The organism is Micromonospora sp. B9E7 (assembly GCF_039871815.1).
Classification (GTDB): Bacteria; Actinomycetota; Actinomycetes; order Mycobacteriales; family Micromonosporaceae; genus Micromonospora.
On sequence record NZ_JBDPLX010000009.1, the window covers coordinates 125,916 to 150,534 of the forward strand.

Annotated in this window: 23 protein-coding genes and 5 pseudogenes; 11 read left to right on the plus strand and 17 right to left on the minus strand. The window is 68.3% G+C overall.

Annotated elements, in window-relative coordinates; genetic code table 11:
• Positions 1–144: 144 nt before the first annotated feature.
• On the minus strand, positions 145–912 hold the full coding sequence (locus ABGB10_RS17060; RefSeq protein WP_347661830.1) for an SDR family oxidoreductase: 768 nt from the start codon (positions 910–912) through the stop codon (positions 145–147).
• A gap of 76 nt (positions 913–988) precedes the next feature.
• Between ABGB10_RS17060 and ABGB10_RS17065 the strand changes: the two genes are divergently transcribed.
• Positions 989–1,648, plus strand: coding sequence for a TetR/AcrR family transcriptional regulator (locus tag ABGB10_RS17065; protein ID WP_347661831.1), 660 nt, complete (start codon positions 989–991; stop codon positions 1,646–1,648).
• Between the two features lie 433 nt (positions 1,649–2,081).
• Here ABGB10_RS17065 and ABGB10_RS17070 read toward each other — a convergent pair whose 3' ends face one another.
• The 3 genes from ABGB10_RS17070 to ABGB10_RS17080 form a co-directional block, all read right to left on the minus strand.
• On the minus strand, positions 2,082–3,050 hold the full coding sequence (locus ABGB10_RS17070; protein ID WP_347661832.1) for an SdrD B-like domain-containing protein: 969 nt from the start codon (positions 3,048–3,050) through the stop codon (positions 2,082–2,084).
• 214 nt (positions 3,051–3,264) lie between these two features.
• A complete protein-coding gene (locus ABGB10_RS17075; protein ID WP_347661833.1) occupies positions 3,265–3,675 on the minus strand; it encodes a hypothetical protein in 411 nt (136 codons plus the stop codon).
• Between the two features lie 269 nt (positions 3,676–3,944).
• Positions 3,945–5,663, minus strand: coding sequence for a DUF6461 domain-containing protein (locus ABGB10_RS17080; RefSeq protein ID WP_347661834.1), 1,719 nt, complete (start codon positions 5,661–5,663; stop codon positions 3,945–3,947).
• A gap of 524 nt (positions 5,664–6,187) precedes the next feature.
• Here ABGB10_RS17080 and ABGB10_RS17085 point away from each other — a divergent pair.
• Positions 6,188–6,817 (plus strand): VOC family protein, encoded by a 630-nt coding sequence (locus tag ABGB10_RS17085; RefSeq protein ID WP_347661835.1) that lies wholly within the window; start codon positions 6,188–6,190, stop codon positions 6,815–6,817.
• Between the two features lie 257 nt (positions 6,818–7,074).
• Here ABGB10_RS17085 and ABGB10_RS17090 read toward each other — a convergent pair whose 3' ends face one another.
• Together ABGB10_RS17090 and ABGB10_RS17095 are read right to left on the minus strand one after the other, a co-directional pair.
• On the minus strand, positions 7,075–7,701 hold the full coding sequence (locus tag ABGB10_RS17090) for a maleylpyruvate isomerase N-terminal domain-containing protein (protein ID WP_347661836.1): 627 nt from the start codon (positions 7,699–7,701) through the stop codon (positions 7,075–7,077).
• Positions 7,702–8,005: 304 nt separating this feature from the next.
• Positions 8,006–9,100 (minus strand): ROK family transcriptional regulator, encoded by a 1,095-nt coding sequence (locus tag ABGB10_RS17095; protein WP_347661837.1) that lies wholly within the window; start codon positions 9,098–9,100, stop codon positions 8,006–8,008.
• 88 nt (positions 9,101–9,188) lie between these two features.
• On the opposite strand from ABGB10_RS17095, the gene ABGB10_RS17100 reads away from it, so the two are divergent.
• On the plus strand, positions 9,189–10,463 hold the full coding sequence (locus ABGB10_RS17100) for a DUF1479 domain-containing protein (RefSeq protein ID WP_347661838.1): 1,275 nt from the start codon (positions 9,189–9,191) through the stop codon (positions 10,461–10,463).
• 190 nt (positions 10,464–10,653) lie between these two features.
• Here the strand turns inward: ABGB10_RS17100 and ABGB10_RS17105 are convergent, their stop codons facing one another.
• The 7 genes and pseudogenes from ABGB10_RS17105 to ABGB10_RS17135 all read right to left on the minus strand — a co-directional run.
• Positions 10,654–11,241: a GIY-YIG nuclease family protein gene (locus tag ABGB10_RS17105; RefSeq protein ID WP_347661839.1), complete on the minus strand. Its 588-nt coding sequence runs from the start codon at positions 11,239–11,241 to the stop codon at positions 10,654–10,656.
• Positions 11,242–11,480: 239 nt separating this feature from the next.
• On the minus strand, positions 11,481–11,846 hold the full coding sequence (locus ABGB10_RS17110; RefSeq protein WP_347661840.1) for a hypothetical protein: 366 nt from the start codon (positions 11,844–11,846) through the stop codon (positions 11,481–11,483).
• 717 nt (positions 11,847–12,563) lie between these two features.
• Positions 12,564–13,115 carry a YrhB domain-containing protein gene (locus ABGB10_RS17115; protein ID WP_347661841.1) on the minus strand — a complete coding sequence of 184 codons (552 nt, stop codon included), beginning with the start codon at positions 13,113–13,115 and terminating at the stop codon, positions 12,564–12,566.
• Between the two features lie 172 nt (positions 13,116–13,287).
• Positions 13,288–13,563 (minus strand): hypothetical protein, encoded by a 276-nt coding sequence (locus ABGB10_RS17120; protein WP_347661842.1) that lies wholly within the window; start codon positions 13,561–13,563, stop codon positions 13,288–13,290.
• A gap of 107 nt (positions 13,564–13,670) precedes the next feature.
• Positions 13,671–15,379 (minus strand): annotated as a pseudogene (locus tag ABGB10_RS17125) (glycerol-3-phosphate dehydrogenase/oxidase).
• A gap of 93 nt (positions 15,380–15,472) precedes the next feature.
• A complete protein-coding gene (gene glpK, locus ABGB10_RS17130; RefSeq protein ID WP_347661843.1) occupies positions 15,473–16,990 on the minus strand; it encodes a glycerol kinase GlpK in 1,518 nt (505 codons plus the stop codon).
• Between the two features lie 137 nt (positions 16,991–17,127).
• Positions 17,128–17,301, minus strand: a pseudogene (locus tag ABGB10_RS17135) (aquaporin); the annotation flags it as partial.
• A 189-nt stretch (positions 17,302–17,490) separates the two neighbouring features.
• On the opposite strand from ABGB10_RS17135, the pseudogene ABGB10_RS17140 reads away from it, so the two are divergent.
• Both ABGB10_RS17140 and ABGB10_RS17145 read left to right on the plus strand, forming a co-directional pair.
• Positions 17,491–17,733: pseudogene (locus ABGB10_RS17140) on the plus strand (IclR family transcriptional regulator); the annotation flags it as partial.
• Positions 17,734–17,868: 135 nt separating this feature from the next.
• Positions 17,869–18,282, plus strand: coding sequence for a carboxymuconolactone decarboxylase family protein (locus tag ABGB10_RS17145; protein WP_347661950.1), 414 nt, complete (start codon positions 17,869–17,871; stop codon positions 18,280–18,282).
• Positions 18,283–18,496: 214 nt separating this feature from the next.
• Here the strand turns inward: ABGB10_RS17145 and ABGB10_RS17150 are convergent.
• Both ABGB10_RS17150 and ABGB10_RS17155 read right to left on the minus strand, forming a co-directional pair.
• Positions 18,497–18,685 (minus strand): annotated as a pseudogene (locus ABGB10_RS17150) (transposase); the annotation flags it as partial.
• Positions 18,686–18,723: 38 nt separating this feature from the next.
• Positions 18,724–19,539 (minus strand): NAD(P)H-binding protein, encoded by an 816-nt coding sequence (locus tag ABGB10_RS17155; RefSeq protein WP_347661844.1) that lies wholly within the window; start codon positions 19,537–19,539, stop codon positions 18,724–18,726.
• A 189-nt stretch (positions 19,540–19,728) separates the two neighbouring features.
• On the opposite strand from ABGB10_RS17155, the gene ABGB10_RS17160 reads away from it, so the two are divergent.
• From ABGB10_RS17160 to ABGB10_RS17185, 6 genes and pseudogenes are all read left to right on the plus strand, one after another.
• Complete coding sequence (locus ABGB10_RS17160) at positions 19,729–20,049, plus strand: helix-turn-helix domain-containing protein (RefSeq protein WP_347661845.1); 321 nt, start codon at positions 19,729–19,731, stop codon at positions 20,047–20,049.
• Between the two features lie 139 nt (positions 20,050–20,188).
• On the plus strand, positions 20,189–20,686 hold the full coding sequence (locus ABGB10_RS17165) for a sigma-70 family RNA polymerase sigma factor (protein WP_347661846.1): 498 nt from the start codon (positions 20,189–20,191) through the stop codon (positions 20,684–20,686).
• Positions 20,687–20,697: 11 nt separating this feature from the next.
• Positions 20,698–21,690, plus strand: coding sequence for a hypothetical protein (locus ABGB10_RS17170; protein ID WP_347661847.1), 993 nt, complete (start codon positions 20,698–20,700; stop codon positions 21,688–21,690).
• A gap of 140 nt (positions 21,691–21,830) precedes the next feature.
• A complete protein-coding gene (locus tag ABGB10_RS17175; protein ID WP_347661848.1) occupies positions 21,831–22,355 on the plus strand; it encodes an alpha/beta hydrolase in 525 nt (174 codons plus the stop codon).
• Positions 22,356–22,582: 227 nt separating this feature from the next.
• Positions 22,583–22,732, plus strand: a pseudogene (locus tag ABGB10_RS17180) (transcriptional regulator); the annotation flags it as partial.
• A gap of 10 nt (positions 22,733–22,742) precedes the next feature.
• Positions 22,743–22,901 (plus strand): hypothetical protein, encoded by a 159-nt coding sequence (locus ABGB10_RS17185; RefSeq protein ID WP_347661963.1) that lies wholly within the window; start codon positions 22,743–22,745, stop codon positions 22,899–22,901.
• Positions 22,902–23,119: 218 nt separating this feature from the next.
• On the opposite strand, the gene ABGB10_RS17190 is transcribed toward ABGB10_RS17185, so the two are convergent.
• Positions 23,120–23,650, minus strand: a complete 531-nt coding sequence (locus tag ABGB10_RS17190) for a VOC family protein (protein WP_347661849.1) — start codon at positions 23,648–23,650, stop codon at positions 23,120–23,122.
• A gap of 105 nt (positions 23,651–23,755) precedes the next feature.
• The gene (locus ABGB10_RS17195; RefSeq protein WP_347661850.1) at positions 23,756–24,592 is read right to left on the minus strand and encodes an alpha/beta hydrolase; all 837 of its coding nucleotides are present in this window, start codon (positions 24,590–24,592) and stop codon (positions 23,756–23,758) included.
• Positions 24,593–24,619: the final 27 nt, after the last annotated feature.

Consider the following 24,619-nt stretch of genomic DNA (forward strand, 5'->3'; position numbering starts at 1 on the left):
CCAACCCAAGCCCGCAGCAGTGCACGAGCGGTGAGGCGGCCGGCGGCGTCGGGGGCGGCCCACCGTCGAACAGCACGCCATCGCCACTGCGGGCAGCGGTCGCAGGCAATGTCGGCAGCGGCGCCGGCTCCGGACAGGGGTGTGTCACAGGTGTGCGCCGCCGGTGGCGTCGAGATGCTGGCCGGTGACCCAGCGGGCCTCGTCGGAGGCGAGGAAGGCCACCACGTCGGCGATGTCGACGGGTTGGCCGACCCGGTTGAACGGGGAGAAGGAGCCCCAGAAAGCGAGTTGTTCAGGGTTGTCCCGCAGCCAGACGGCATTGCTGTCCACGTCGACGATGCCGGGGACCACCGAGTTGACCGTGATACCGCGTTCGCCGAGTTGCTTGGCGAGGGTGAAGGTAAGAGTGTTGATTGCGCCCTTGGTCAGCGAGTAGGTGATGATCGCGGGTGCGGCGATGCGGGTGGTGCCGGAGGAGATGTTGATGACCCGGCCGTTGTCCCGCAACTGGCTCAGGGCCTGCTGAAGGATGAAGAACGGGGCTTTCACGTTCACGGCGAAGATCTTGTCGAATTCGGCCTCTGTCGTGCGGGCCAGGTCGTTGGAGTTCGCGATGCCGGCGTTGTTGACCAGAATGTCGACGCCCGGTTCGGCGCCGGATTCGGTGAGGCCGGCGTCGAAGGCGGACCACAGCGCCTGCGCGTCGCCGGGTACACCCAGTTCAGCACGGACCGCGAACGCACGGCCTCCGGCTTCGGTGATGGAGGTGATGGTGTCGTTAGCGGCTGCCTCGTTGGTGCCGAAGTGGACGGCGACGAGGGCGCCGTCCGCCGCGAGCCGCGTGGCGATTGCCCGACCGATGCCTCGGCTGCCGCCCGTGACCAGAGCGGTCTTGCCGTTGAGCAGTGCCATGATGCCGCGTGACCTTTCTGTAGTAAGCGCTATGTATTTCCTGGCACGAGGCTAGCGAGCGCTATAGAATGTGTCAATGGCCAACGATCGTCCCCGCCGGCGTGGCCGGCCCCGAGCCTTCGACCGGGACCAGGCCCTGCTGACGGCGCTGCACGAGTTCTGGCAACGCGGCTTCGAGCCGGTGTCGGTGGCCGAACTCACCGCGGCCATGGGCATCACCCCACCCAGCCTCTACGCGGCGTTCGGCGACAAGAAGACTCTGTTCCGCGAGGTGGTCGAGCGCTATCAGCAGACTCACGGCACGTTCCTCGCGACGGCACTCGCGGCGGAGGAGTCCACGCGTGACGGAGTCGCCCGCGCGCTACGCGCCGCCGCAGTGGAGTACACCCGGCCCGAACATCCACCTGGTTGCCTCGTCATCAGCGCGGCCGTCAACTGCACCGCAACGTCGGCTGACATCGCCGACCTGTTGCGCGCCCAACGGGCCGCCAACATCACCGCGCTCCGAGAGCGGATCAAGGTCGATGTCGCCGACGGCCGGCTACCCGCCGACACCGACGCCGACCGGCTGGCCGTCCTCGTCGGCGTCATCCTGCAGGGCATGTCCCAGCACGCGCGCGACGGCGCCAGCACGGAGGAGCTTCTCGCCGTTGCCGAAGCCGCTATGCTCGCCTGGCCCGCGAAGATCGACACGGCGACGTACACGAACTCCCCCACCAGGGCGTGGACGCGCTAATCTCGGAGGCCGGCCTGCCAACGTGCGGCGCCGGTACCGCACGTCACTGACCCAGGGATGGCACCACCGTTCGAGCCGGGCCAGGCTCCGGGGAGCCCACTCATCGTGAGCGGGCTCCCGAAACGGCTCAACCGGGGCCGAATAGTGGGCGCCGCCGGGCCGAAGACTTCACCATGCGGGCCTCCCCGATGAGTGCAACATTCAACGCCACAGACCTCGCAGGAAGGTCCCGAAGCCGAGGATGTTCGAGTGGCCGACGAGGACCATGAGCGTGAACACCCGACGGAGCGCGCGTTGAGGGCGTTGTCGCGGCCGGAGTCGCGGCGCCGAGGCTCCAGCGGGGTGCTGGGGCCTCGGCGCCCTTCGCCTTGCTCGACATAGCGGGGAACGCTACAGCCTGCGGGTGTTCGGCCGCTGGAGCGATCTCGGTCGATCAGGCCTGCAGGCGTACACGGCGGCGCCGTGCGACGAGCACCAGCACCGTGCCGACCGCGAGGGCGACCGCAGCCGCGCCGACGAACAGCATGGTGTTGTCGCCGGTGACCGGCAGGCCCGGGCCGGCGCTCGACGACGCCGATGCCGACGGCGAGACGCTCGGCGCCGACGCCGACGGCGAACCACTCGGGGCCGACGGCGAGGCGCTCGGCGAGCTCACGGCGACCTTCTTCGCCGGCACGTAGATGCTCGGCTCGTCGCTGTCGTCGGCGCGGACCTGCGCCAGAGTGTGGTCGTCCTCGCCGTTCTCGCCAGCCAGGATCTTCCAGCCCGCCGGCGCGGTGAAGGTCAGCAGGACGTCGCCGGCGGGGAGGTGGGCGAAACGGAACAGGCCCTTGGCGTCCGTGATGGCCTCGGCGTGCTTCGTCTTGCCGTCGGCACTGGTGGCGACGACCTTGACACCCGGGACGCCAGGCGTCTGGGGCGTCCACTCGGCGCCATAGGACTCACCCTGGAAGACGTAGCCGCCGAGATCGTCGAAGGCGCCCGCCACCAGCAGCCGCACGCTGGTGATGTTGTCGGCGTCGTTGGCCTCGCCGTTGTCGGCGGCGAGCGAGAAGGCGACGAATCCGTAGCCGGACTGCCACGCCAGGTTGTTGGTCTTGCCGGTGATCTGAACGGTCTTGGTGGCGCCGGCGGCGAGGTCGAAGCCGGTCGACAGCTCACCGTAGGCGACACCGTCGACGCCCTCGCTGTCGCCGCCGGTGTAGTGCACCCGCTTGGCGTCGACGGAGCTCTTGTTCTTCACCGTGACCGTGATGGTGAAGGTCTCGCCCTCGGCGTAGTTGGCCTTGTCGGCGGCGGAGGTCACCGCGATATCCGGCTTGGGGTCGGCAGCCAGGGCGGCCGTTGCCGGAAGGACGGCCACGAGCACGCCCATGAGGGCGGCGGCGGCAAGTTTGCGCATGGAGGTCTCCGTAATGGGGGACGGAATTCAGCGCGATGCTAGCGGCTGGGCGAGTCGCTCCGCTGCCCCAAGATCGAGAACGTGATCGGAAAGGTATCCGATCACGGTTAGCTCGTGACGATCTGTGATACCCGATCGGCGGCAAACCAGTGAACTTGAACGTCCTGCCTGCACCCGGGTCCGCGACTGCTGAATACTTTTGCGCCGAACTGCTTTAGAACCAGGTCCACGGTCGTGTAAGTCGCCACAGGCGCCCACGCCAGCGCGCACGCCGAGGATGCAGGAAGACCTCAATGTCCTCCAGCGCGTTGCCGGCGGTCCCCCTGACGTGGGGCCTGGCGCGCACGTGGCGGAGTGCGGGGACTACACGATCTTCGTCGAGTTGACCGTAAACCCTCGCGAGGTGCCCGAGGCAAGTGGCTGCAAGCGCCTGCACCTGGTGGTCAGGGTGATCGAGCAAAGTCAGGTAGAGCTCCTGCGACACCTTCCAGTCGCCGTCGCCGTACAGCGCGCATCCGACCATGGCATTCGTAGCCCCGACGATGTCGTTGCGGTCGAGAGCCCTCCGCACATCGGCGGGCGTTGCCGATGGAGGGTTGTGAAAGGTGCGGTGCTCGTGGCTCATGGCCGACATCTTCGATCATCGCGGCCGCCGCGAACATCCGCATCGACATGAGCGGACGTCGTCCGACTGACGACCGGGAGCAAATGGGCTGACCTGTTCGGTTCGCCGAAGGTGTCACCACAGAGGATGCGCTGGTCACGGCGTCGCGAGTGGGATCGGTGTCTCAGCTAACGGGGACCAGCTACTGGTCTGGCGCGACGGGACCGTGCGCTCGGACTGTCATGGATGTGCCTGAGGTCCTCGTCTCGGACCGGGGTGCGGCCGTGTGCCTATCCTGTGATGCGGTAACCGATGCCGGCGGCGCGGATCCGGGTGAGGTCGGCAGCGGTGATGCCCCGGCCGGTGAACCGTGTGACTGCGACCAGTCCCTTCTCAGCGCGATCGCCGGGCTCGGCGAAGTCGAGCCCGACGAGAGCTGCGGCAACCTCCGGCGGGTACTCATCGTGTCCCCACGGCTCGAAGGCAGCGAGCAGTTGGCCGGCCTCAGCGAAGGAGAGCCGGGTGACGGCGTTGACGTTCCAGAACATGCTGGCCGCCCGGCCGCCGGTCGACGCGATACGCAGCACCGCCGCGTCCGTGCCGCGGAAGCCGTTGTCCTCCACGACCAGGACCGCGTCACCGCCGTCCAGCACGGTGATCCAGGGGTCGATGGCACGCCGTAGTGACAGGTCGCGCTGAATGTCGTTGATCGATTCCGCCTGGTCCGGGTCGGCTCCGAACGCACGTAACGTCTGCTCGACCGTCGCGCCGGCGACGAGGGTGACCGTCGCTGCCTGGGAGATCGGGCTGCGCCGAATCCATCGGTACGCGTGCTCGGGGGGCCGGGCTGGCTCGGGCTCGCCGCGCAGCCGGTGCCCGAGTTGGTCGGTGCGCTTGTGGACGATTTCCGGTGAGGCGGGCGCGCCCCAGACGACGAGCTTGTAGCTCTCGAGCTCGGCGTCGAGGTCGTCGCGTCCGCGGGCGTGTACCCGGGTCCGGTATTCGCCGGGCCACGGCGGGGTCTGCCGGCGTAGGCCGCGGTCGCCCGTGCCGTCCGGCGCCATCACTGATGCGCGCCCCTCGGCGGCACGCCAGCTCACTTCGACGATCTCCTCCCAGCCGGACTCCAGTTCGTCTGGGGCCTCCGCGAGCACGGCCAGTTCAACGCGGACCGTGCCCACTGCGACACCGGTGCGCACGACAATGCCGCCGTCGGCCACGGCGACCATCCCGTTGCCGGCGAAGTCGGCCTGCTTTGGCAACTCGTGCTCGGCAAGCCCGAACCGGTGCTCGGCTGCGGTCACCGTGCCGGACATGTGGCGCGGCAGCAGGTACTCCGCGCGGATCCTGGCGAGCGACGCCGCCGCGTATGCCGGCGGCATGGGTGCTTCCCGCAGCAGTAACGCCGCGGCGCCGACTCCCAGGCCGACCGTGGCGGCGGCACGTTCCACGATCACCGGCGGCGCCGCCTGGTGGACCACGGCACCAGCAACCGCCACCGCCAAGCCGAGATGAGCGGCACCGTGCTCAGCCGCGATCGATGGCTCATCGGTCGCCGCGGGCGTGGCTGCCAGCAGCGGCGCGACCCATGGGTGCGCCGCAAGCTCTCGCACCAACGCCACCGTACGGTCGGCCAGTCCAGGATGCAGTCGATGTAGCAGAGCCGTCGCGGACGTCACCTCACTGTCGTGCCCGCCGGCAACCATCCAGGCATACTGGACATCCGGCGGCTGCAACAGACCCGCCAAAACGTCCGGTGCACCACTCCAGTCGTGACCGCCGACAACCAACTCGAGCGCGCCGAGCAGGCGCTCCACCGGCAGGGGCCCCAACGCTCGCAACGCCGTCAGGCACCCGGGCTCACCATCGACCGGGCGGCCGAACCGGTGAGCACCCACCGAGCGCGAATCCGCCTCCTCCGGCGCGGCCAAGCGTCCCAGCAGACGCGCGGGCGTTGCGGGGATCCGCTCAACGAGCACCGGCATCGTCGCCCCGACGAAGGCCGCCAACTCGTCGCTCGCCTGAGCCGATACGTCAGTCATCGTCCGCTCCCCGTCAGCGCGATCACCTGGGCCGCGAGGATACCGGACGACGGACGCAACCTCGACGACCCTGACCTCGGAGACACAAGCGATGCGGGGAGCAGCGAGCCCTGACCACTTCGGTATCCACTGGGAGGTCACGGCGCACCGCTCGCCTGCAAGGCCGGGCCGACCAGCGGCTCCCTACCGCCTTGACCTGCGCGCACTCCCCTGCCAGGCGACACAGGACGTTGCCGACCGCAGTCCAGCGGGCCGCCGCCACCGACCAGAACTCACTGAAGCCGAGTCAAGACAGGCAGTCGAGGAAGTGCGCTCGGGTTTCGGGCGGCCGTATCTGACACCGTGAAACGTGCGCCGGTGCCCCGGCGCGGTTACCGAGCGCTACGGGCACGCCTGCACCACGCTCGGACGGCCGTGAGAGTGCACCGCCGACCAGTGAGTGCGAGAGCCACGGTGCGCTCCGTCGCGCAGCCGGTGCTAGGTTCGCCGGCATGACGGTGCAGATCACGGCCGGGCAGTTCCACGCGGCCGACGGTGTCGAGGACTGGCGCTGCCTCTACCACGTGGTCTCGGCGTATTTCCGCACCGGCTCGCTGGCCAAGGGCATAGCGTTCGTCGATGAGGTCGGCCGGCTCGCCAGTGGCGCGGAGCAGCAGTACGTCAACATCGATCTGCGTCCTGTCGGCGTCACGGTATCCCTGTTGTCGCGCGACGTTGCGCTGGCCCGGCGGATCTCGGCTGCCGCCAGGGACCTGGACATCCCCGCCGACCCGACCGCCGTGCAGCTCGTCAACGTCACCCTCGACGCCCTCGTCGGCGCGCACGTGCTGCCGTTCTGGCGGGCGCTGCTGGCTTATCACCAGATCGATGATGACTATCTAGCCGACCCGGCGCGCCGGGGTCCGGGCTTCGGAATGCAGCCAATGGATGCCCAGCGTCCACAACGCAACCGGATGCACCTTGATGTTGCCGTCCCGCATGATCAGGCCGAGGCCCGCATCGCCGCCGCATTGGCCGCGGGTGGCCAACTGGTCTCCGACGCGCACGCACCGAAGTGGTGGGTCTTGGCCGACGCCGAGGGCAACGAGGCGTGCGTCGCCACTTGGGTGGGCCGAGAATAGCGGCCTACTCGAAGGTCCACGGCCACAATCGACCGTATCGCCGAACGCTCGCCGACGTGGTCCGGCACCAACAGACACACTGGCTTGACCGTCTGCCACACCCACGGCATGACGACGACGATCGTGCCAATAGCCTGGCGCCAGCCATCCTGGGAGCAGCAACGCCTGACCACTTCGACCTGCACTGGGAGGTCACGCCGCACCGCTCGATCGCATCGGCGCAGGTCAAATCTTTCGTCTCCGTTCCGGCGTCAGTGCTAGAGGGCGGAGATGGAGGTGGGAGCTCGTTCCTGCCGAGCTAGCGCGCGTATCACGTTCAGGGAACCGTGTCGCCAGGCCGCAAGGCTGCTCAGCAGCTGGATTGTCGCTTCAGTCGCTGCCCGCGGCATCGGTGGCGTCGGCAAGCCGAGGCTGACTGCCAGGTCGTCGGTGTGCACGACCAGCTCCATGACCCGGGTCAGCAGGAAGTCGTCGACTATTAGGCCCCAGTCGCCCAGGTCCACGATGCGGTCGGGCGGTTGCGCTGTCACCGTGGCACCCAGGTCGGCCAATGCCGCATCGACCGCGTCCGCCAGCTCCCCGGCTGTCGTCGCGGCAGCTGTCTGCTCGCTGCGGCGCCGGATGTCGATGTTGTCGGCACTACCCACGCCTGACGTCACCCAGGCGTTGCCGGTGAAATGCTCCAGCACGGAGATCGCCGATTCTCCTGGCGGCGCGGCGAGGAACGTCACCGTCTGAGTGACCTGGTTGGCCAGATGGCGGGCGAGGCCGCCGGTGGAGAAGTCCGGCAGTGCGCTGGGCGAGGACCATTGCTCGGCCAGTATCGGATTGCGCAACAGGGCCATGGCGGCCTCGGCGACGTCCAGGAACGCGGGTCGGATCATCGAGTGCACGTTATGCGCGCACAGGAACCCTTGTCATCCCCGCAAGCGCCGGAGGCGACGACCGCGAGGACGCCGCTGATCTTTTCGTAATAGCGCAAGGTTTGGATGTTGAGGCTGGCCTGCTCGGCGATCTCGCCCGTGCGCGGCCCGCCTGTCACGACGCCCCCGCCGTGGCGGCGCGGGTGCCGTCCAGCGGCAGCACGGCAGGCAGTCCGCTCCGCAGGGCCCGGTCGTACGAGGCGCAGCAAACCGGTGGCCGTGCGGCCTGTCGACAAACTCGACGATTGGAAGCTGGACGCCCGGATCAGTCGGTCGTCGTGATGGCTGACCGGAGGCGGTTGAGCGCCTCCGCGCGCACACCGGCCAGAACCGGCTCGCCGGTCAGCACGGCGGGTCGCACGGAGACCTCGCGCGGCATCCGTGTTGTCGCCGAGCGGATGCTCCCAATCAGGGTAGGGCCCCACGAACCGCCAACAACGATCTCCTGCGGGTCGACAAGCGCGACCACGGCGGCGACGACACCGGCAACGGCCTGGCCGATGAGCTCCCGCGTCGCGGGGTCGCTGTGGAGGAGCCGCTCGACATCGATCGCGGTCGAGCCGTCGCGGCGCAGACCCAGCTCGCCGAAGACCTCGATCAACCGGACCGCGCGACCACCCGGCCCGACGGTCAGCAGGTGGGCGATCTCACCGGTCAGGCCCGTATGCCCACGGCGGACCTCGCCGTCGCTGACGATCGCACAGCCCAGCCCTTCACCCAAGTAGAGGTAAGCAAAGTCGCAGGCGGTGTTCCGCTCGGCCAGCGCCGCCCAGTTCACGTCGTTGTCGACGACGACCGAGCCGCCCGCGCGTGGCGCGAGGACGGCGACCGGGTCGAGGTCACCGACCAGGAAAGGTGAATCGGGCAGCTGTACCAGGCGGCCGGTGGCGCGATCTACCGGGTCGGCCGCGCTGACGACGGCCAGCCGGGCCGGCCGGCCGGCTGCGGCGAGAACCTCGGCGGCCGCGGCGGCCAGCGCATCGGCAGCCTGGCTCGGGCGGGCGGGCCGGTCGATCGGCCGGACCGCGCGCGACACGGTGTCACCGTAGATGTCCAGGCACTCCGCCACGACACCCTCCGGGGCGATGACGATCGCGAGTGCCACGCCCACCGCCGGCGCGAGCGCGTAGTACGAGCCCACCCGACCGCGACCGCGACCGCCCGGGGTGCGCTCACCTGTGTCGACCACCAGCCCGCGTTCGGTCAGCCGGCGCACACTCTCTCCCGCAGTCGGCTTGGAGATGCCGATCTCGACGGCAAGCTCGGCGCGAGTAAGTCGACGGTGCTGCATGAACGCGCGAAGCACGTGTTCGTCGGTGAGCGACCGGACGATCTCCTGCGACGGCAAGGTGGGCTCCACGCCAACATTCTAGTCAGTGCTGTTGCCTAGAAGAGTTTCGACCCAGTAGGGTCTTTCAAGTAACGTGGGCTAACTAGAAGGAGGCGCCGTGTCGACCAGCACCACACTGCCGCACTGGGAGCAGACCCCCACCGACCTCAAAGCGGCCACCCGGGAGATCAAGGCCGCGCTGCGCGCCCGGATCGAGGCCTCCGGGCGCACGGTCGATGAGGTTTTCGCCGTCGTCGAACAGCGGGTCCAGGCCGCGGTAGATGACATCAACGCCGCCCGCCGTAGCGGCGAGAGCGTCTGGCCGGTCATCGACTACGCCGACATCGCGAACGGCACCGTCACCGCCGCGCAACTCGACCTGCTGCGCCGCCGCGGCTGCCTGATCGTGCGCGGCCACTTCGACCGCGACCAGGCCCTCGCGTGGGACCAGGACATCGTCGACTACGTCGAGAGCAACAACTTCTTCGAGAACTACCGCGGCCCCGGCGACGACTTCTTCGGCAGCGTCGGCTCCAGGCCCGAGATCTACCCGATCTACTGGTCGCCCGCCCAGATGCAGGCCCGCCAGAGCTACCGGATGGCGGCCGTCCAGGCCTTCCTCAACAGCCAGTGGAAGTCGGAGTCTGACGGCGTGCAGTGGTTCGACCCGAACAGGGATTCGCTCTACCCCGACCGCATCCGCCGCCGCCCCGAGGGCGTCGACTCCGCCGGCCTGGGCACCCACCTCGACCCCGGCACCCTGGACCTGTGGATGACCAGGTCCTACCAGCAGGCGTTCCGGCACCTGTTCGACGGCAGCGTCGAACAGTACGACCCGTGGGACGCCGCGCACCGCACCGACGGCCCGCAGTACCCCGGCACCACCATGTGCTCGGCATTCCGCACCTTCCAAGGCTGGACCGCCCTGTCTGACATGGCCCACGACCAGGGCGTGCTGCACACCGTGCCGATTCCCGAGGCCATGGCGTACCTGATGCTGCGCCCGCTGCTGTCCGACGTCCCCGACGACGACATGTGTGGCGTCACCGTCAACCAGGTCTTCCCGGCTGGCCACAAATGGCACGCCCCGCTCATGGAGGCACTGACCGGCATCCCCGACGTGCAGGCCGGTGACTCGGTCTGGTGGCACGCCGACATGATCCACAGTGTCGCACCGGTCGAGTCGCAGAAGGGCTGGGGCAACGTCATGTACATCCCCGCCGCACCGTGGTGCCCCCGCAACGAGAAGTACGCCGCCAACGTCCGCGAGGCGTTCCTCAGCGGATCGAGCCCTTCGGACTTCCCCGCCGAGGACTACGAGCGCGAGTGGCCCAACCGCTTCCAGCCCGAAGACCTCAACGAAATCGGCCGCCGCGGCCTCGGAATGGCCTAGGTCCCAGAGGAACATCCACGAACGTCCCTAATCCGGCGTAGCTCGCGGCCGGCCCACCACGTCCACGATCACGAGCGTCTCGAACCTCATGAGAGACCATGATGGCCACCGCAGCCCCTGCGACGAAAGGCTCCCGCCCTCGTCGCGGCACGAGCGCGCAACCGCACCCGTGCGGATGTCGGGCAACCAGTTACGGCGTTCGTGGAGGCTCGGCCGGGCGGCTGCTGGCGTTGTAGGCGTTCTTGGCGGCGACCACGGCAGCCTGGACGTGCTCGGGGTTGACGCCGTGTACGTTGAGCGGCGGGTGCAGACGCCGCACAAGCTCGGTTTCGATGGTCGTCGGTTCCGCGTCTTCGGCCCAGGTCAAGCGCAGGTGCGTGTGCATCCACGTCGTCAGCCGCGCCTCATCCTCGGGGATCAGGACGACACGGTCGGTCCAGGTCGTGCGGTAGCCCTCGGCCGTCAGAAGCCCGGCCAGGGTACGGCGCAGCGTCGAGCTGCCCGAACGCCTCAGATGGTTACGAAGGACCCGTCCCCGCAGGCTGGTCGCCCGTCCGAGGTACAGCATCCGTAACGGCGGGACGCTGTCATTCGGCAGCCCGGAAAGGTCGGGAAAGACGGAGGGCGCAGCCCACCAGGCGTAGACGCCGCTGCCACGACTGAGCCGCTCAACTGCGGCATCGAGTTCGACCGGCACGCCGGAGATCAGTCGCAGGGCCTCGTCGACCCGGGCCTCGTCGGTAGGTACGTCCTCGGGTCGCCGTTCCGGAATCCTCATCGAGGCCATCGTAGGTTCCCGGGCGGATCGTGGCCCGGCCCGAAAGGATCCGCTGCCGCACGCAACGGCACCCGCACCAGCCCGGCGGGGACGCCAGGCGCTGCGGTACGACGCACGCCTCAAGCCGCACGACGGCCGTCGAAGACGTCGTCCGGCGGTTCGACCGTCACATCACGTCCACCGAGCACGGGCCTTTCCACCACTCCCTGCAGCGGTACTGAACGCTCCTCGCTTCGCACCTACGGGACCTGCCGCATGAACCGGTAGCCGATCCCGAGAACCCCACCGAAACCGATCACCACCGCGTACGACCAGGCACCGTCGCCACCGGTCAGCTCACCGAATTGGTTCGCCAGGAATCCGACGAACGTGGCCATGGCCAGACCGGTAACCGCAGCCACGGCGCGCAGGTCAGGGACCAACGCCGCAAAGGCACCAGCCGCCACAGCGACAACGAGCACCCGCCCTGGCATCTCCGACCGCGAGAACAACGCCGCCGCCAGGAGGGACGCGGCGACCATCGCCGTCCAGCCGATCGCCACGCTGACGCCCGTCGGCGTCTGCTGCGCGCCCCGTGGTTCCCACAGATTGCGATCCACTGCCATGGCAAGCCTCCGACGACCGTGCGGACCCGCGCATCGAGTCCACCTTCCGCCATCTCATTGCGCCCGGCCGGCCACCGTCGACGGCTTTCACGCACCCGCTACGACGACGCGACGATTCTTGACACGGCCATAACGGCAGCCACTCGGCCTACGGGTGCCGCCTACGCAGGCATGCGAGCCGGTCGGCGCTGGCGCCACGACGCGCGTATCGGCAGACACGAACCGCCTCAGCACGATTCGTTACGGGACCGGCGGTCCCTGACGGCAAGCTGGCGGCGTACCGGCGGCGTCAATTCCCGGCCGGTTTCCGTATCAGCGGTGTGAAGAGCCTTGTGGCGCACACCCCGCACGCGATGTGCTCGTTGTCGGAAGGACGAGGTGAGAGGAACGACAGTGGCCAGATCGACTTGGCGCACCCGGTGGGGCTTGTACGAGCCCAGCCGTAGTGGACGGGCGGCCGGTGCGGTCCAGACAGGGCATCGGCCGTCCCCCACATCCGGGCAGCGCATGTCACTAGCTGCTCTCGACACCTGTACCCCGTCGGGCGGCGGGTTCGGGCCGGTTCGGCTTCGGACCCGTCGCAGCTTCCTTTCTTCGAAAGAGCAAGAGCAAAGCAACAGCTCCGGTAACATCCGCTTCTCGATGGATACCCGGCGATGCTCACCCTCGGGTCGTCTTCATCGGTGTGGTTGGCGTCCGCAACCCTCAGTTGTTGGCCTACGCTCCAGCGTCCTCGTCAGACGGGCCGGCAAGCGTCTCGATCGCTAATAGCAGCGGCTCTGGTTCCTCCCGAGTGAGGCTCGCCAAACACTCCGGTGGCACATCTCCCTCGATCACCGCCTCGACGTACGCCTGGGCATTCCGCAGGCTCATCCGCGGCGCCTGCTGGCGGACATACCGCAGCGCCGCCATCCTGCCCCCACCCTGTACGAGGGCACGAACTTCGGCGAGCAGCGGATCCGGGGGTCTCACGCCCTTGTACTGCTGCAGATACACGTCAGCCCATCGATCCGTGCCACACATCGCGACTGGCACGTGGTGGATGCTGCCGTCTTCCCCATCTACGAAGTACGGCCCCTGTCCCACCAGCATCTTGCCGAAGTCACCGGAACGCAGGTACTCGACAGACTGCCAGGCGACCAACCACCCGAGGACGTGCTCCTCGACACCGCAGACCGCAACCTCCGGCACATCAGCCAGCCGTCCCTCCCGTCGCTGCCTGATCAGCAAGGCCTCGACGAGCGCGACAGCGCGCTCTCTGGTGATCACGTCCGGCATCATCCATCACGACGACCAACACACCAACCGCGTACAGAACCCGCTCATGTCTCGTCGAGGGTCACTGGCGCCTCGACGTCCTACCTTCGGCACATGCGCGCGTCGCCACCCGCCAGTCCGCTGCTCATGATGGCGTGGGCTGGCGCGGAGCTTGATGCAAGGCTCAGCAGTCGTCCTGCTTCCACTTGCCGTCTTCCCGCGCCCACGGCTCCTTGTTCTGGTCTAGGGCAGGCACGTCATAGGTGTAGGTCACTCGGGCCAGCTCGCCTGAAATCTGTGCCTCGGAAGGCTTGATCGGCATCGCCTTGCCGTACATCTCCTTGGCGGCCGTGAGCATGGCGGTGAACTCGCTGAGGGTCACGCGCTCCTTGCACCTGGCCGAGAACAGCTCGTAGCCGGCCGTAGGCTTCACGTCGAGGAAGGCGTCCGAGTACGCCACCACCGCCTGGCGAAGTTCCGCCTCCTCGCTGGCGACTTGAGCGGTCGGGCTGGCCGCCGCAGCCGACGCGGTACTGGCGGCATGCCGGGCACACCGCCGGAGCCCGGTCAGGCCGCCACGGTAACCGCCGGCACCACGTCGGGCGCGTCCAGCCGGAAGGCGTCGGCCGCCGCGTCGTCGGGCTGTTCGTGCGCGGCCCGCTCGGCCTGGACGCGCGCGACGTAGTGCGCCACCTCCCGGTCGACCCGCTCGTCGCCCCAGCCGAGGGCCGACGCCATCAGCGTCGCCGCCGGCCGGGCGGCCATCGGACCCCGGTAGAAGCTCTCGATCGAGATGTGGGTGCGCCGGGTCAGCACGTCCTCCAGGTGCAGCGCCCCCTCGGCGGACGCCGCGTAGACGACCTCCACCCGCAGGTAGTCCTCCGCGCCGTCGAGCGGCGCGCCGAGCGTGGGGTCCTCCCGCAGCAGCGCCAGCACCTCGTCGACGGCGGCGCTGTAGCGCCGCAGCAGGTGCTCCACGCGCTCGGTGTGCAGGCCGGACTGCTGCGCCAGCCGGCGGCGCTGGTTCCACCGGGCGACGTAGCCCTCCGCCCCCAGCAGGGGCACCCGGTCGGTGCACGAGGCGGCCACCGCGCCGCCGAGGCCGCGCACCGCCTCGTCGACCGCGTCTCGCGCCATCACCCGGTACGTCGTGTACTTGCCGCCGGCCACCACCACGAGTCCGGGCGCCGGACTGACCACTGTGTGCTCCCGCGACAGCTGGGCGGTCGCGTCGGACTCTCCGGACAGCAGCGGGCGTAGGCCGGCGTACACGCCCTCGACGTCGTCGCGGGTCAGCGGGGTGGCCAGCACCGCGTTGACGCGCTCCAGCAGGTAGTCGATGTCCCTGCTGGTCGCCGCCGGATGCGCCTTGTCCAGGTCCCAGTCGGTGTCGGTGGTGCCGACCAGCCAGTGCCGGCCCCACGGGATCACGAACAGCACGCTGGACTCGGTGCGCAGGATCAGGCCGGTGCTGGACCGGATCCGGTCGCGCGGCACCACGAGGTGGATGCCCTTGGAGGCGCGCACCTGGAACTGGCCCCGCTCGCCGACGAGGGCCTGGGTGTCGTCGGTCCACACCCCCGTGGCGTTGATGACCTGCCGGGCGCGCACCTCGAACACCTGGTCGGTCTCCAGGTCGTGCACCCGGGCGCCGGTGACCCGGGCGCCTTCGCGCAGGAACCCACGACGCGGGCCCGCGACAGCGGGTGCGCCCCGTGCGCGGCGGCGGTGCGGACGAGGAAGGTCACCAGCCGGGCATCGTCGACCTGGGCGTCGTAGTACTGCAGAGCGCCGACCAGCGACTCGGGCCGCAGCGACGGGCAGGCGCGCAGCGCCCCGCGGCGGCTCAGGTGCCGGTGGGCCGGCAGGCCGCGCCCGTGGCGGCCGGACAGGCTCATCGTGTCGTAGAGCAGCACGCCGGCGCCGGCGTACAACCGTTCCCAGCCCCGGTGGCGCAGCGGGTAGAGGAACGGCACCGGGCGGACCAGGTGCGGGGCGAGCCGCTGCAGGAGCAGGCCCCGCTCGCGCAGTGCCTCGCGGACCAGCCCGAAGTCGAGCATCTCCAGGTAGCGCAGGCCATCGTGGATGAGCTTGCTGGACCGGCTCGACGTACCGCTGGCCCAGTCGCCGGCCTCGATGAGCCCGACCGACAGACCCCGGGTGACGGCGTCGAGAGCGCAGCCGGCGCCGGTGACGCCGCCGCCGATCGCCAGGACGTCCAGTTCATGGCCGCTACCGAGGGCGGCCAGGGACCGCTCGCGGGCGGCCGGTGACAGTGTCGCGGAAAAGCACCCGTCTTCTCTCTTCTGAGGTGGGTGGGGGCGGCCGGCGACGGGCGCCGGCCGCCCGGATCCTTGAAGGGTGGGGCGTCAGTCGACGTCGACCCAGTCGAGGGTGCGCTGGACCGCCTTCTTCCACCGGCCGTAGCCGTTCTCGCGCTGCTCCGGCGACCAGCCCGGCTGCCAGCGCCGGCTCTCGTTCCAGTTTTCGCGCAGCTCGTCGGTGTTCTTCCAGAAGCCGACGGCGAGGCCGGCGGCGTACGCCGCGCCGAGGGCGGTGGTCTCGGCGACCACCGGCCGGCTGACCGGCACGCCGAGGATGTCCGCCTGCATCTGCATGCACAGGTCGTTGACGGTGACGCCGCCGTCGACCTTGAGGCACTCCAGGTGCACCCCGGAGTCCTGCTCCATGGCGTCGGCCACGTCCCGGCTCTGATAGCAGATGGACTCGAGAGTGGCCCGGGCGATGTGGGCGTCGGTGTTGAACCGGGAGAGGCCGACGATCGCGCCACGTGCGTCGGAGCGCCAGTACGGTGCGAACAGGCCGGAGAACGCGGGCACGAAGTACACCCCGCCGTTGTCCTCCACCTGGCGGGCCAGGATCTCGCTCTGCGCGGCGGTACTAATGATCTTGAGCTGGTCGCGCAGCCACTGCACAGCCGAGCCGGTGACCGCGATCGAGCCTTCGAGCGCGTACACCGGGGCGTCGTCGCCGAACTGATAGCACACCGTGGTGAGCAGCCCGGCCCTCGACCGCACGATCTCCGTCCCGGTGTTGAGGAGCATGAAGTTGCCCGTGCCGTAGGTGTTCTTCGCCTCACCCGGGGCGAAGCAGACCTGCCCGACCGTGGCGGCCTGCTGGTCGCCCAGGTCGCCGGTGATCGCGACCCGGCCGGCGAACGGGCCGTGCTGCCGGGTGCTGCCGTACGAGCGGGGGTCGGACGACGGCCGGATCTCCGGCAGCATGGCGCGGGGGATGTCGAAGAAGGACAGCAGCTCGTCGTCCCAGTCCAGCGTCTCCAGGTTCATCAGCATTGTGCGACTGGCGTTGGTCGGGTCGGTGACGTGCACTCCGCCCTCGACGCCGCCGGTCAGGTTCCACAGCAGCCAGGTGTCGGTGTTGCCGAAGACGGCCTCGCCGCGCTCGGCGGCCTCCCGGACCCCGTCGACGTTCTGGAGGATCCACTGGATCTTCCCGCCGGAGAAGTACGTCGCCGGAGGCAGGCCGGCCTTGCGTCGGATGACGTCGCCCTTGCCGTCGCGTTCCAGGGCCGAGGCGATCCGGTCGGTACGGGTGTCCTGCCAGACGATGGCGTTGTAGTAGGGCCGGCCGGTCCGGCGGTTCCACACAACCGTGGTCTCGCGCTGGTTGGTGATGCCGAGCGCGACCAGGTCGGAGGCGGTCAGGCCACGGGCGTTCATCGCGGTCTGGACGACCGTCTGGGTCCGCTCCCAGATCTCGAGCGGGTTGTGCTCCACCCAGCCGGCCTGCGGCAGGATCTGCTGGTGTTCGAGCTGGTGGCGGCCGACCTCGTTGCCGCCGTGGTCGAAGATCATGAAGCGGGTGCTGGTGGTGCCCTGGTCTACCGCGCCGACGAAATCAGCCATGCGGGTGTCTCCTTCTGTGTCCGTCGTAAGGATTCGGATCGGCGTTGTCAGATCCGGGCGAACTCGTCCTCGGTCGGGGTCTTCTCGGTAGCAAGGGTGCCCGGCTCCAGCTCGTCCTCGCTGGGCAGGAAGCGGCCGACGAACGCGCCGGCGGTCTGGGCCAGGGCGTACGGCATCACCTTGCGCCAGGAGAAGCCCTTGAAGACCGCCAGGGCGACCACGCCCACGCCGAAGAGGATGAGTATCGCGGTGCCGGCGAACTCGGCGGCCAACTCGCCAACGAGCCCGGGCGCTTTCAACCGTTGCGCCATGATGCCTCCAGAAACGGTGGGGGTGGCAGCCCTCCCGTCGGGGGAAGTGGAGGGCCGGCCGGTGACGCTGCGGTGAGGTAACGTCACCTTGCGGTGAACCGTAGGAAACCATCGAGGCCGGGTCAACGAACCCGGGTCGACAATGCCGAACACTGTTGCGGCCGCCGAACGCGGTTAGCATTCCGCCCCATGCCGGGTCAGGTGCAGTCCATCGCGCGGGCCGCGGCGATCCTCCGCCTGCTGGCCAGCAGCTCCGGCCGCCTCGGCATCGGGGAGATCACCCGCTCCCTCGACGTCAACGAACTGCGCTCACGCTCCATCAACTGGGCGGACCCGCTGGCGGCGCACAGCGGCGAGGCCGCCCGCATCGGCACCCTGATGGACGGCAAGGTGCTGGTGGTCCACCACGTCTTCCGACCCGACGACACCCTTGGAGGACCTCTTCCTTGATCTCACCGGCCGCGCCCCCTATCGACTGACGCGCGGGACGCGACCCGTTTGTCCGGCACGGCAATGGGTACGCGCCGGTCCAGCCGACAGGACGATTGACAGAGGTAGGGCGTGACCATGGCGGGAGACGAGCAGTACGAGCGGGGTCTTGAGGCGCTGCGACAGGCCGACGGCGGCGCCGCGCAGAGACTCCTGGAAGCCCTCGCCGACGTCTCACCCGAGCTGAGCCGTCGCTCCGTCGCCTGGTCCTACGGGGATCTCTACGTCCGGCCCCAGCTCGCGCGCCGGGACCGGGAGCTGCTCACCCTCGGCATTCTGACCGGCCTCGGTGATGCCGGGGCCCAGCTGGAGGTGCACGTCAATAGGGCACTCAACGCAGGCTTGACGCCGTCGGAGATAGTCGAGGCGCTGCTGCAGGCGGTGGTCTACTGCGGCGTGCCCCGGGCCGTCAACGCCACGCTCGTCGCCAAGAAGGTCTTCGCAGAGCGCAACCTGCTGCCTGTCCCGGCAAGCCCCACCCCGGCCGGCTGACCTCGCTGTCGTCGTGCTGCCGGACACACCTGCCGTCACCTCCACCCTCCTGGTTCGACGTGCGACAAGGTGTTGCTTCGTGTGTCGATTTCCGTGTTTGGGCCCGCAGTGAAATCGATGTTGATCCGGTCGCCGTAGGGGAGGATCAGTGCGTTGAGGGCCTTGACCAACCGTAGACCCGGCCGGTGATGCTCCCGTCGCCCGGGCGTTCTTGTTGGACGACGAGGTAGAGGACCCTCATCGCGGCCTGTTCGGTCGGGAAGCGCCCGCGTCGGCGGGGCGGCCTGGCGGAACCGGGCGTAGAGCTTTCGATGATGTTGGTGGTGCAAAGGACCTTGCGGACCTCGTGGTCGTAGTCCAAGAAGGGCACGAACTGCGGCCAGGAGGTGCGCCACAGCCGGATCAGTGGCGGCGCAAGGTGCATTGCCGTGAGTATCTGTGTCAGTGCGTGCCTGGGCGCATGGCGGCCGCGGCATCCGCAGCGACGGTGAGTGGATCTGTGAGCGGGCGATCCAGCAGCCGCACGAGGTCGGGGCTGGTGTTGTTGAGGAACCCGTGGCGGACACTGGTGGCGATTGAGGCGAGCATCGGCGGCTGGAATGGCAACAGGTTGGCGTCGCCGAGTAGGCGGGTACGGTACTCACCCAGTTCGATCGTGCGGTGGACGACGCCGAGACGGTCGGCGATGTCGACAGCGGTAATCGGGTTCCCGACCAGGTCGTAGACCTTGCCGAGATGCGCGGTGGGTTCGCTTGCGACGACGGCTGCGGCAGCTGCCAGGTCGGCCCGCGCCACCGCGGAGAGTGCGCCAGTCCCGAATGCTGATTCCAGGCCGTCAGGAGTCCAGGTGAGCAAGGCACCGAAGAGCTCGGCGTAGAGCCCGTTGCGCAGGACGGTCCACGCGAGCCCGCTGGCCTTGATCATCTGCTCGGTGACCCGGTGGGCGAGTGCGAACCCGAGGTGGTCCCCAGCGCCGGTCAGGCTGGTGTAGATCACGTGGGCCACGCCGTCGCGACCCGCAGCGTCGAGAATAGTCCGGTGACGCGCGATGACCTGGTCGTCCTCGGCATACCCGGCCGAGACGAGGACCAGGGTCGAAACGCCGGTGAGGTCGAGGGTTGCGGGATCGTCGAAGTCAAGGTGGCGCTGCGCGCTGGCGGGAGTGCGACTCCCTGCCAGGGCGGGTACCTCTCGCTCGCCGAGCGCTGCGATTGTGCGGGAAGCGAGCTGCCCGTTGGCGCCGGTCACCATGATCATTACTTCTCGGCCTCCTACCGTGGTTCTCTTCAGTAACTACGGTGAGATCCTGAACCCGCGCCCGGCGGCTCACAAGGAGGCATTCTCGTGTCACCAACGCACACCGAAGTAACCGCGGGAGCCGCCGAGCTCGAACCATGCGGACAGCCGGATCACCCAGATTGCGGCATCCGAGACGTTCTTGACCGGGTGGGCGACAAGTGGTCGGTTCTCGTGATCGTCGAACTCGCCAACGGACCGCGACGCTTCCGCCAACTCCAGCGCGCCATCGACGGAATCTCCCAGCGCATGCTGACCCTCACGGTGCGCCGCCTGGAACGAGACGGCCTCGTCCTTCGGACCGCGTACCCGACCGTGCCCGCCCAGGTCGACTACCGCCTCACCGAAACCGGCGCGAGCCTCACCCACCTCGTCAAAGCACTCGCCGACTGGTCACTGGCACACCGCACAGCCATCTCCCAAGCCCGCCAGGCCTACGACAGCGACCACCCCGACAACGAGATCCGGTGACGCGCAGCGCGCCTTCAACGTCCTGACCCGCAACAGCTCGTCGACCACGAGGCACGCGTAGGGTTCAACCCCATTTGTCATCGCTAGCTCCATGATCGACGGAGAATTTTTCCGTGGGGGTAAATGGATCGGGGCGCTGATGCGTAAACCCCATGTGGAACGAGAACGGAAGGACTTCGCGGACTTCTATCAGCGGTCCCGAGACAACTGCCTGCGCGCCGTACTAGCTGGTACGGGCGATCGCGCGCTGGCCGAGGATCTGGTCGCTGAGGCGTTCGCGCGAGCCTGGGCCTCCTGGCCAAAGCTGAGCCAGCATCCGGCACCGGCGGCGTGGGTGGTGCGCACCGCCCTCAACATCCGAGTGTCCTGGTGGCGGCGACGCCGTCGGGAGGTGGCCCTCGACGGCCACGAGCGAGCGTCTCTCATCGAGGACGACCTCTACACGAATGACGCCCTGCTGGCCGCCGTTCGCCGGCTGCCGCAACGGCAGCGTGAGGTGGTCGTGTTACGTATCTGGCTCGACCTGGACACCAGGTCCGTGGCTGCAGTGTTGGGCATCTCCGCCCAAACCGTAGCCGTCCATCTGTCCCGTGCCACCGCAACCCTGCGGGCGCAGCTCGCGCCCGCAGCCCGTTAGGAGATTCGATCATGAACGACGATGAGGTGTGGGACGCGGTGAAACAGACCCTTTCCGACGTACAGATGGATCGCCCGGTCGAGGCGATCGAGCAGCGCGGTCGGGCCCGGCGACGCAAGCGCCATGCGCTCGGCCTGGCCGCCGGCGGTGGTGTCGCGGCCGTGGCCGCTCTCGCACTGGCCCTGCCGATGGCCACGGGATCCGGCACGGCCCCGGCTCCGACCAGCCCGGACAATCACGCCGGGGCCGCCTCCCAGGCACCGGCAGGCAACATCAAGCTCGTGTCCCTGGCGGCCAACCTCACCGCAGACAACGCCAGGCTGCCGGGTGATGCGTCGCTGATCATCGAGAAGGTCGATGTCCGTCGGGGCACCGTGCCATCTCGTACCCGGTACCACCTGTACACCGACAGCGGCGAGTACTACTACACAGAGGCCAGGAACGAACTCCCACGGGTGATCGCTCGTGGCGAGAACCTCGGCAACGGCTTCCACACCCGTGGGGTGGCGGCGGCGCGGTACGCGGCAACCGGTGACCTCGCCAAAGCCCGGGAGCAAATGATCAACTCGGTGTACGACGAGGGAAAGCCCCCTGCCGGCGCCGAGCAGGACCGAATGGAGATCCTTCGGCAGAAGGGGGTCGCAAACCCGTCTCCGCTCACCGATAAGGACCGGGAGTTCATCGCCGCCAACCACCTGTGGGTCAACAGCGTTGACGTGCTCTCCGCAGGGGGAGGCGACCCGAAGGTACGGGCGGGCGTGCTTCGCCTGACCTCCACGATCCCCGGTGTCACCGTCGTGGATTCGACGACCGGCGGGCAGCCCACCCTGACCATCACCGCCAAGGTGTGGACGGACGACACCCAACAGGTGCTGACCATCAACGCCCAGAACGGGGTACCGATCAGTTCCAAGATGGACTCCTCGGAGACGGGAACCTCCTTTGCGGGAACCTTCAAGGTCTCCCGCGTGACAGTGGCCGACGTCAAGGCCGGCAGGTTCTGACCCTCGGTCCTGCACCGTGCGCGCCGTCCGCACCACTTGGACGGCGCGCACCGCTGCATATGCAGACACGGCGAATCACCCGGTCGGCTCTGGTCACGGTGAAAGGTTGCAGGCCACGCTGCGCGGATGACCCCAGCGAATTGGACTGCGGTCGTTTCGGCGGAATCGTCACCCAGAACGGCAACGCGTACGAGGCAGGGTTCATCCCCGCCTTCTGGGACGCGGTGTGGGCTTACCACCGCGAGCGCACCGAGGCCACCGAGGACGCGATGCGGCAGGCGCTGAGCCTGGACGCGATCCGCTGGCAATACCTGACCGGTGTGCCGGACCAGACCCTCGTCGACCCGACCGTCTGGTGGCACGACTTCGCGCTGGTGAACCGCCCGGGCAACGACGCGGTGCAGCTCGACCTGTTCGCCGACTACGCCAGCAACATCCCGGTCTACACACGGCTGCACGAGTACTTCCGCCAGCACCGGCCGCCACTGCTGGCCGTCTGGGGTGAGGGCGACGAGATCTTCGGGACGGCCGGCGCCCGCGCGTTCGCCGACGATCTGCCCGACGCCGAGATCCGGTTACTGCCGGGTGGACACTTCCTGCTGGAAACCGCCGTCGACGACGTCGCCGAGCTGATCCTCGGGTTTCAGGTGAAGATGCGCGTCTGAGTCGCTTGGCGTCGACGAGGTCGATGACGCGATGCAGGAGGCGACGCTTCTCGGCATCTTGTTCCGGTGATGCCCGGCCTGCGGGCACCTGCAGAAAGGACCTGTCATGCCGATCGCTCACCAGAGCCGGCCGCCGGCACTGCTGGCCGGCGCCTCAGGCGCAGCTCTGTTCGTTGTCCTTTTCCTGCCCATCGACGTGGTCAAGCCGGACTACGATCCGGTACGCGATGCGGTCGGCGAGGCGCAGATCGGCCGCGGCGGCGTTCCGCCAGACCATCGGCGACGCGCCCGACGACGCCCGGGTCGTCGAGCTGGTCGGCGAGCTGTCGCTGTCCAGCGCGCGGTTCCGCTCTTCGTGGGCGCGCCACGACGCGCCCCAACTGCAGGGTGGTACGACCACAGTCCGGCACCCGGTGGTCGGCGAGCTCATGCTGCACCCGCGACAAGCTGCCGGTCGACGGTCTGTTGTTGGTGCTCTACTACCCCGGCGAGGCCGGCGACAACGCCGAGAAGCTGCGCCTGCTAGCCTCGCTCGCCGCGTCCTGAAGGTGACCCCGCAGCGGCGTCTGCGCGCCAGGTCCGATGCTCTGCCGAGCATTAATGCTTTGCCGTGATCAGACATCCGCCCAAGCTCGCCCGGATGGGCTGGCGGCCGGCACGGTCTATCCGTCATGACAGCCGTCCCGGCTGCGCACTCGTGAAACCTTCCGACAGCGTCAGCATCGCCGCGACTTGACTGATGCGGATCCCTTTTCGCGCCCTGCTCAGTCCTCGTCCTGCCACCTGCGCACATCCGTCTGGTCATGATAGGGCATGCGGTCCGGAGTGGTGATGAATTCCATCGTCGTACCCCAGGGCATGCGGCAGTAGCAGACCTTGTTTCCAGGACCTTCTTCGGTTGTATAGGGAATAGCGCGAGGCGCCGTGAGTGGCGTTCCTCCGGCCCTTTCGAAGCGCTCAACCGATGCGTCGATGTCGTCGGTGTAGAGACCGAAGTGCGTGATCCCGAAGTCGCTCGCTCGGATCGGCTGGGCTTGTTCGGGACCGTGCATTTCGAAGAGCTCGAAATCGGGTCCGGTTCCGATCTTGACCATCGCCTGCGCGCGCACGACCGTTCCCGGGAAAGCGCCAACGGCCCGCTCGAATTCGGGTCCCTGCCGAGGCGGATCATCCGGTCCGAAGGACTGATAGATCACCTGGCCGCCGAAAGCTTCCATGAAGAACGATTTTGCGGCTTCGATGTCGGGCACTGTAATGCCGATATGATTAACGCCGCGAATGACAGGTGCGGTCATGACAGTTTTCCTTTCTTGTTTAATCGATCGATCGGGTTAGGTGCGGGCGCAACTTTCCCGCAGTGTCGCGATCCGCCCGGCCCACGGCGGCGCGGTCGCAGAGTTTCACTTGGCTTTGAGGAACTCGATCAGAGCGGCCGCGACTTCATCCGGCCGCTCCTCCGCGAGATAGTGGCTGCACCGCGCAATCGAGCCGCCCGTCACATTGCTGGCGAACTCTTTGAGCATCGGCACCATCTGCGCACCGAAGCGCTGATCTCCGCCGAGACCTAGCACCGGAATATCGAGCGGTTGCTTCTTGTACTCGAGCGCGGCTGCATGGTCGGCGGTGAGGGTCCGATACCATTCCATGCCGCCGCGGGTGCGGCCAGGAAGCGCCATCGCTTTCGCGTATATTTCGATGTCCGCCGGATTGAAGGTGCTGTGATCGTAGAACCGCTCAGACATGAAGGTCGAGATATAGTCATACTCACGGCCATGGATCATTCGCTCGGGTAGATCCCGGTTCATATGGAAGCTGAAGTGCCAGAGCCCTGCGATCGACGCCTCCCATCCGGTCCAGCCGGGAAGCGGAACGTCGAGGACGGCCAGGTGGGTAACAGCCTCCCGATAGATGGCGGCCTGCGGTAGGGCGACCATTCCGCCAATGTCATGTCCGCACACGGCGTAGCGTTCATGCCCAAGGGCAACCATGACTTCGTGCGCGTCGCGCGCCATCGTCGCCTTGTCATAGCCGTCGAGCGGGCAGTCGGAAAAGCCCGCGCCGCGCAGATCGATGGCCACCACGCTGAAATGCTCGGCCAGCAGCGGCATCACACCGTGCCATCCCCACCATGTTTCCGGCCAGCCGTGAAACAGAAGGACCGGCGGGCCTGAGCCTCCCGCGACAGCGTTGATCTTGATGCCATTAACCGGCACCAGTTGCTGGGTGAACCCCTTCAAAGATGCGATCATGATCGCTTTCCAGTC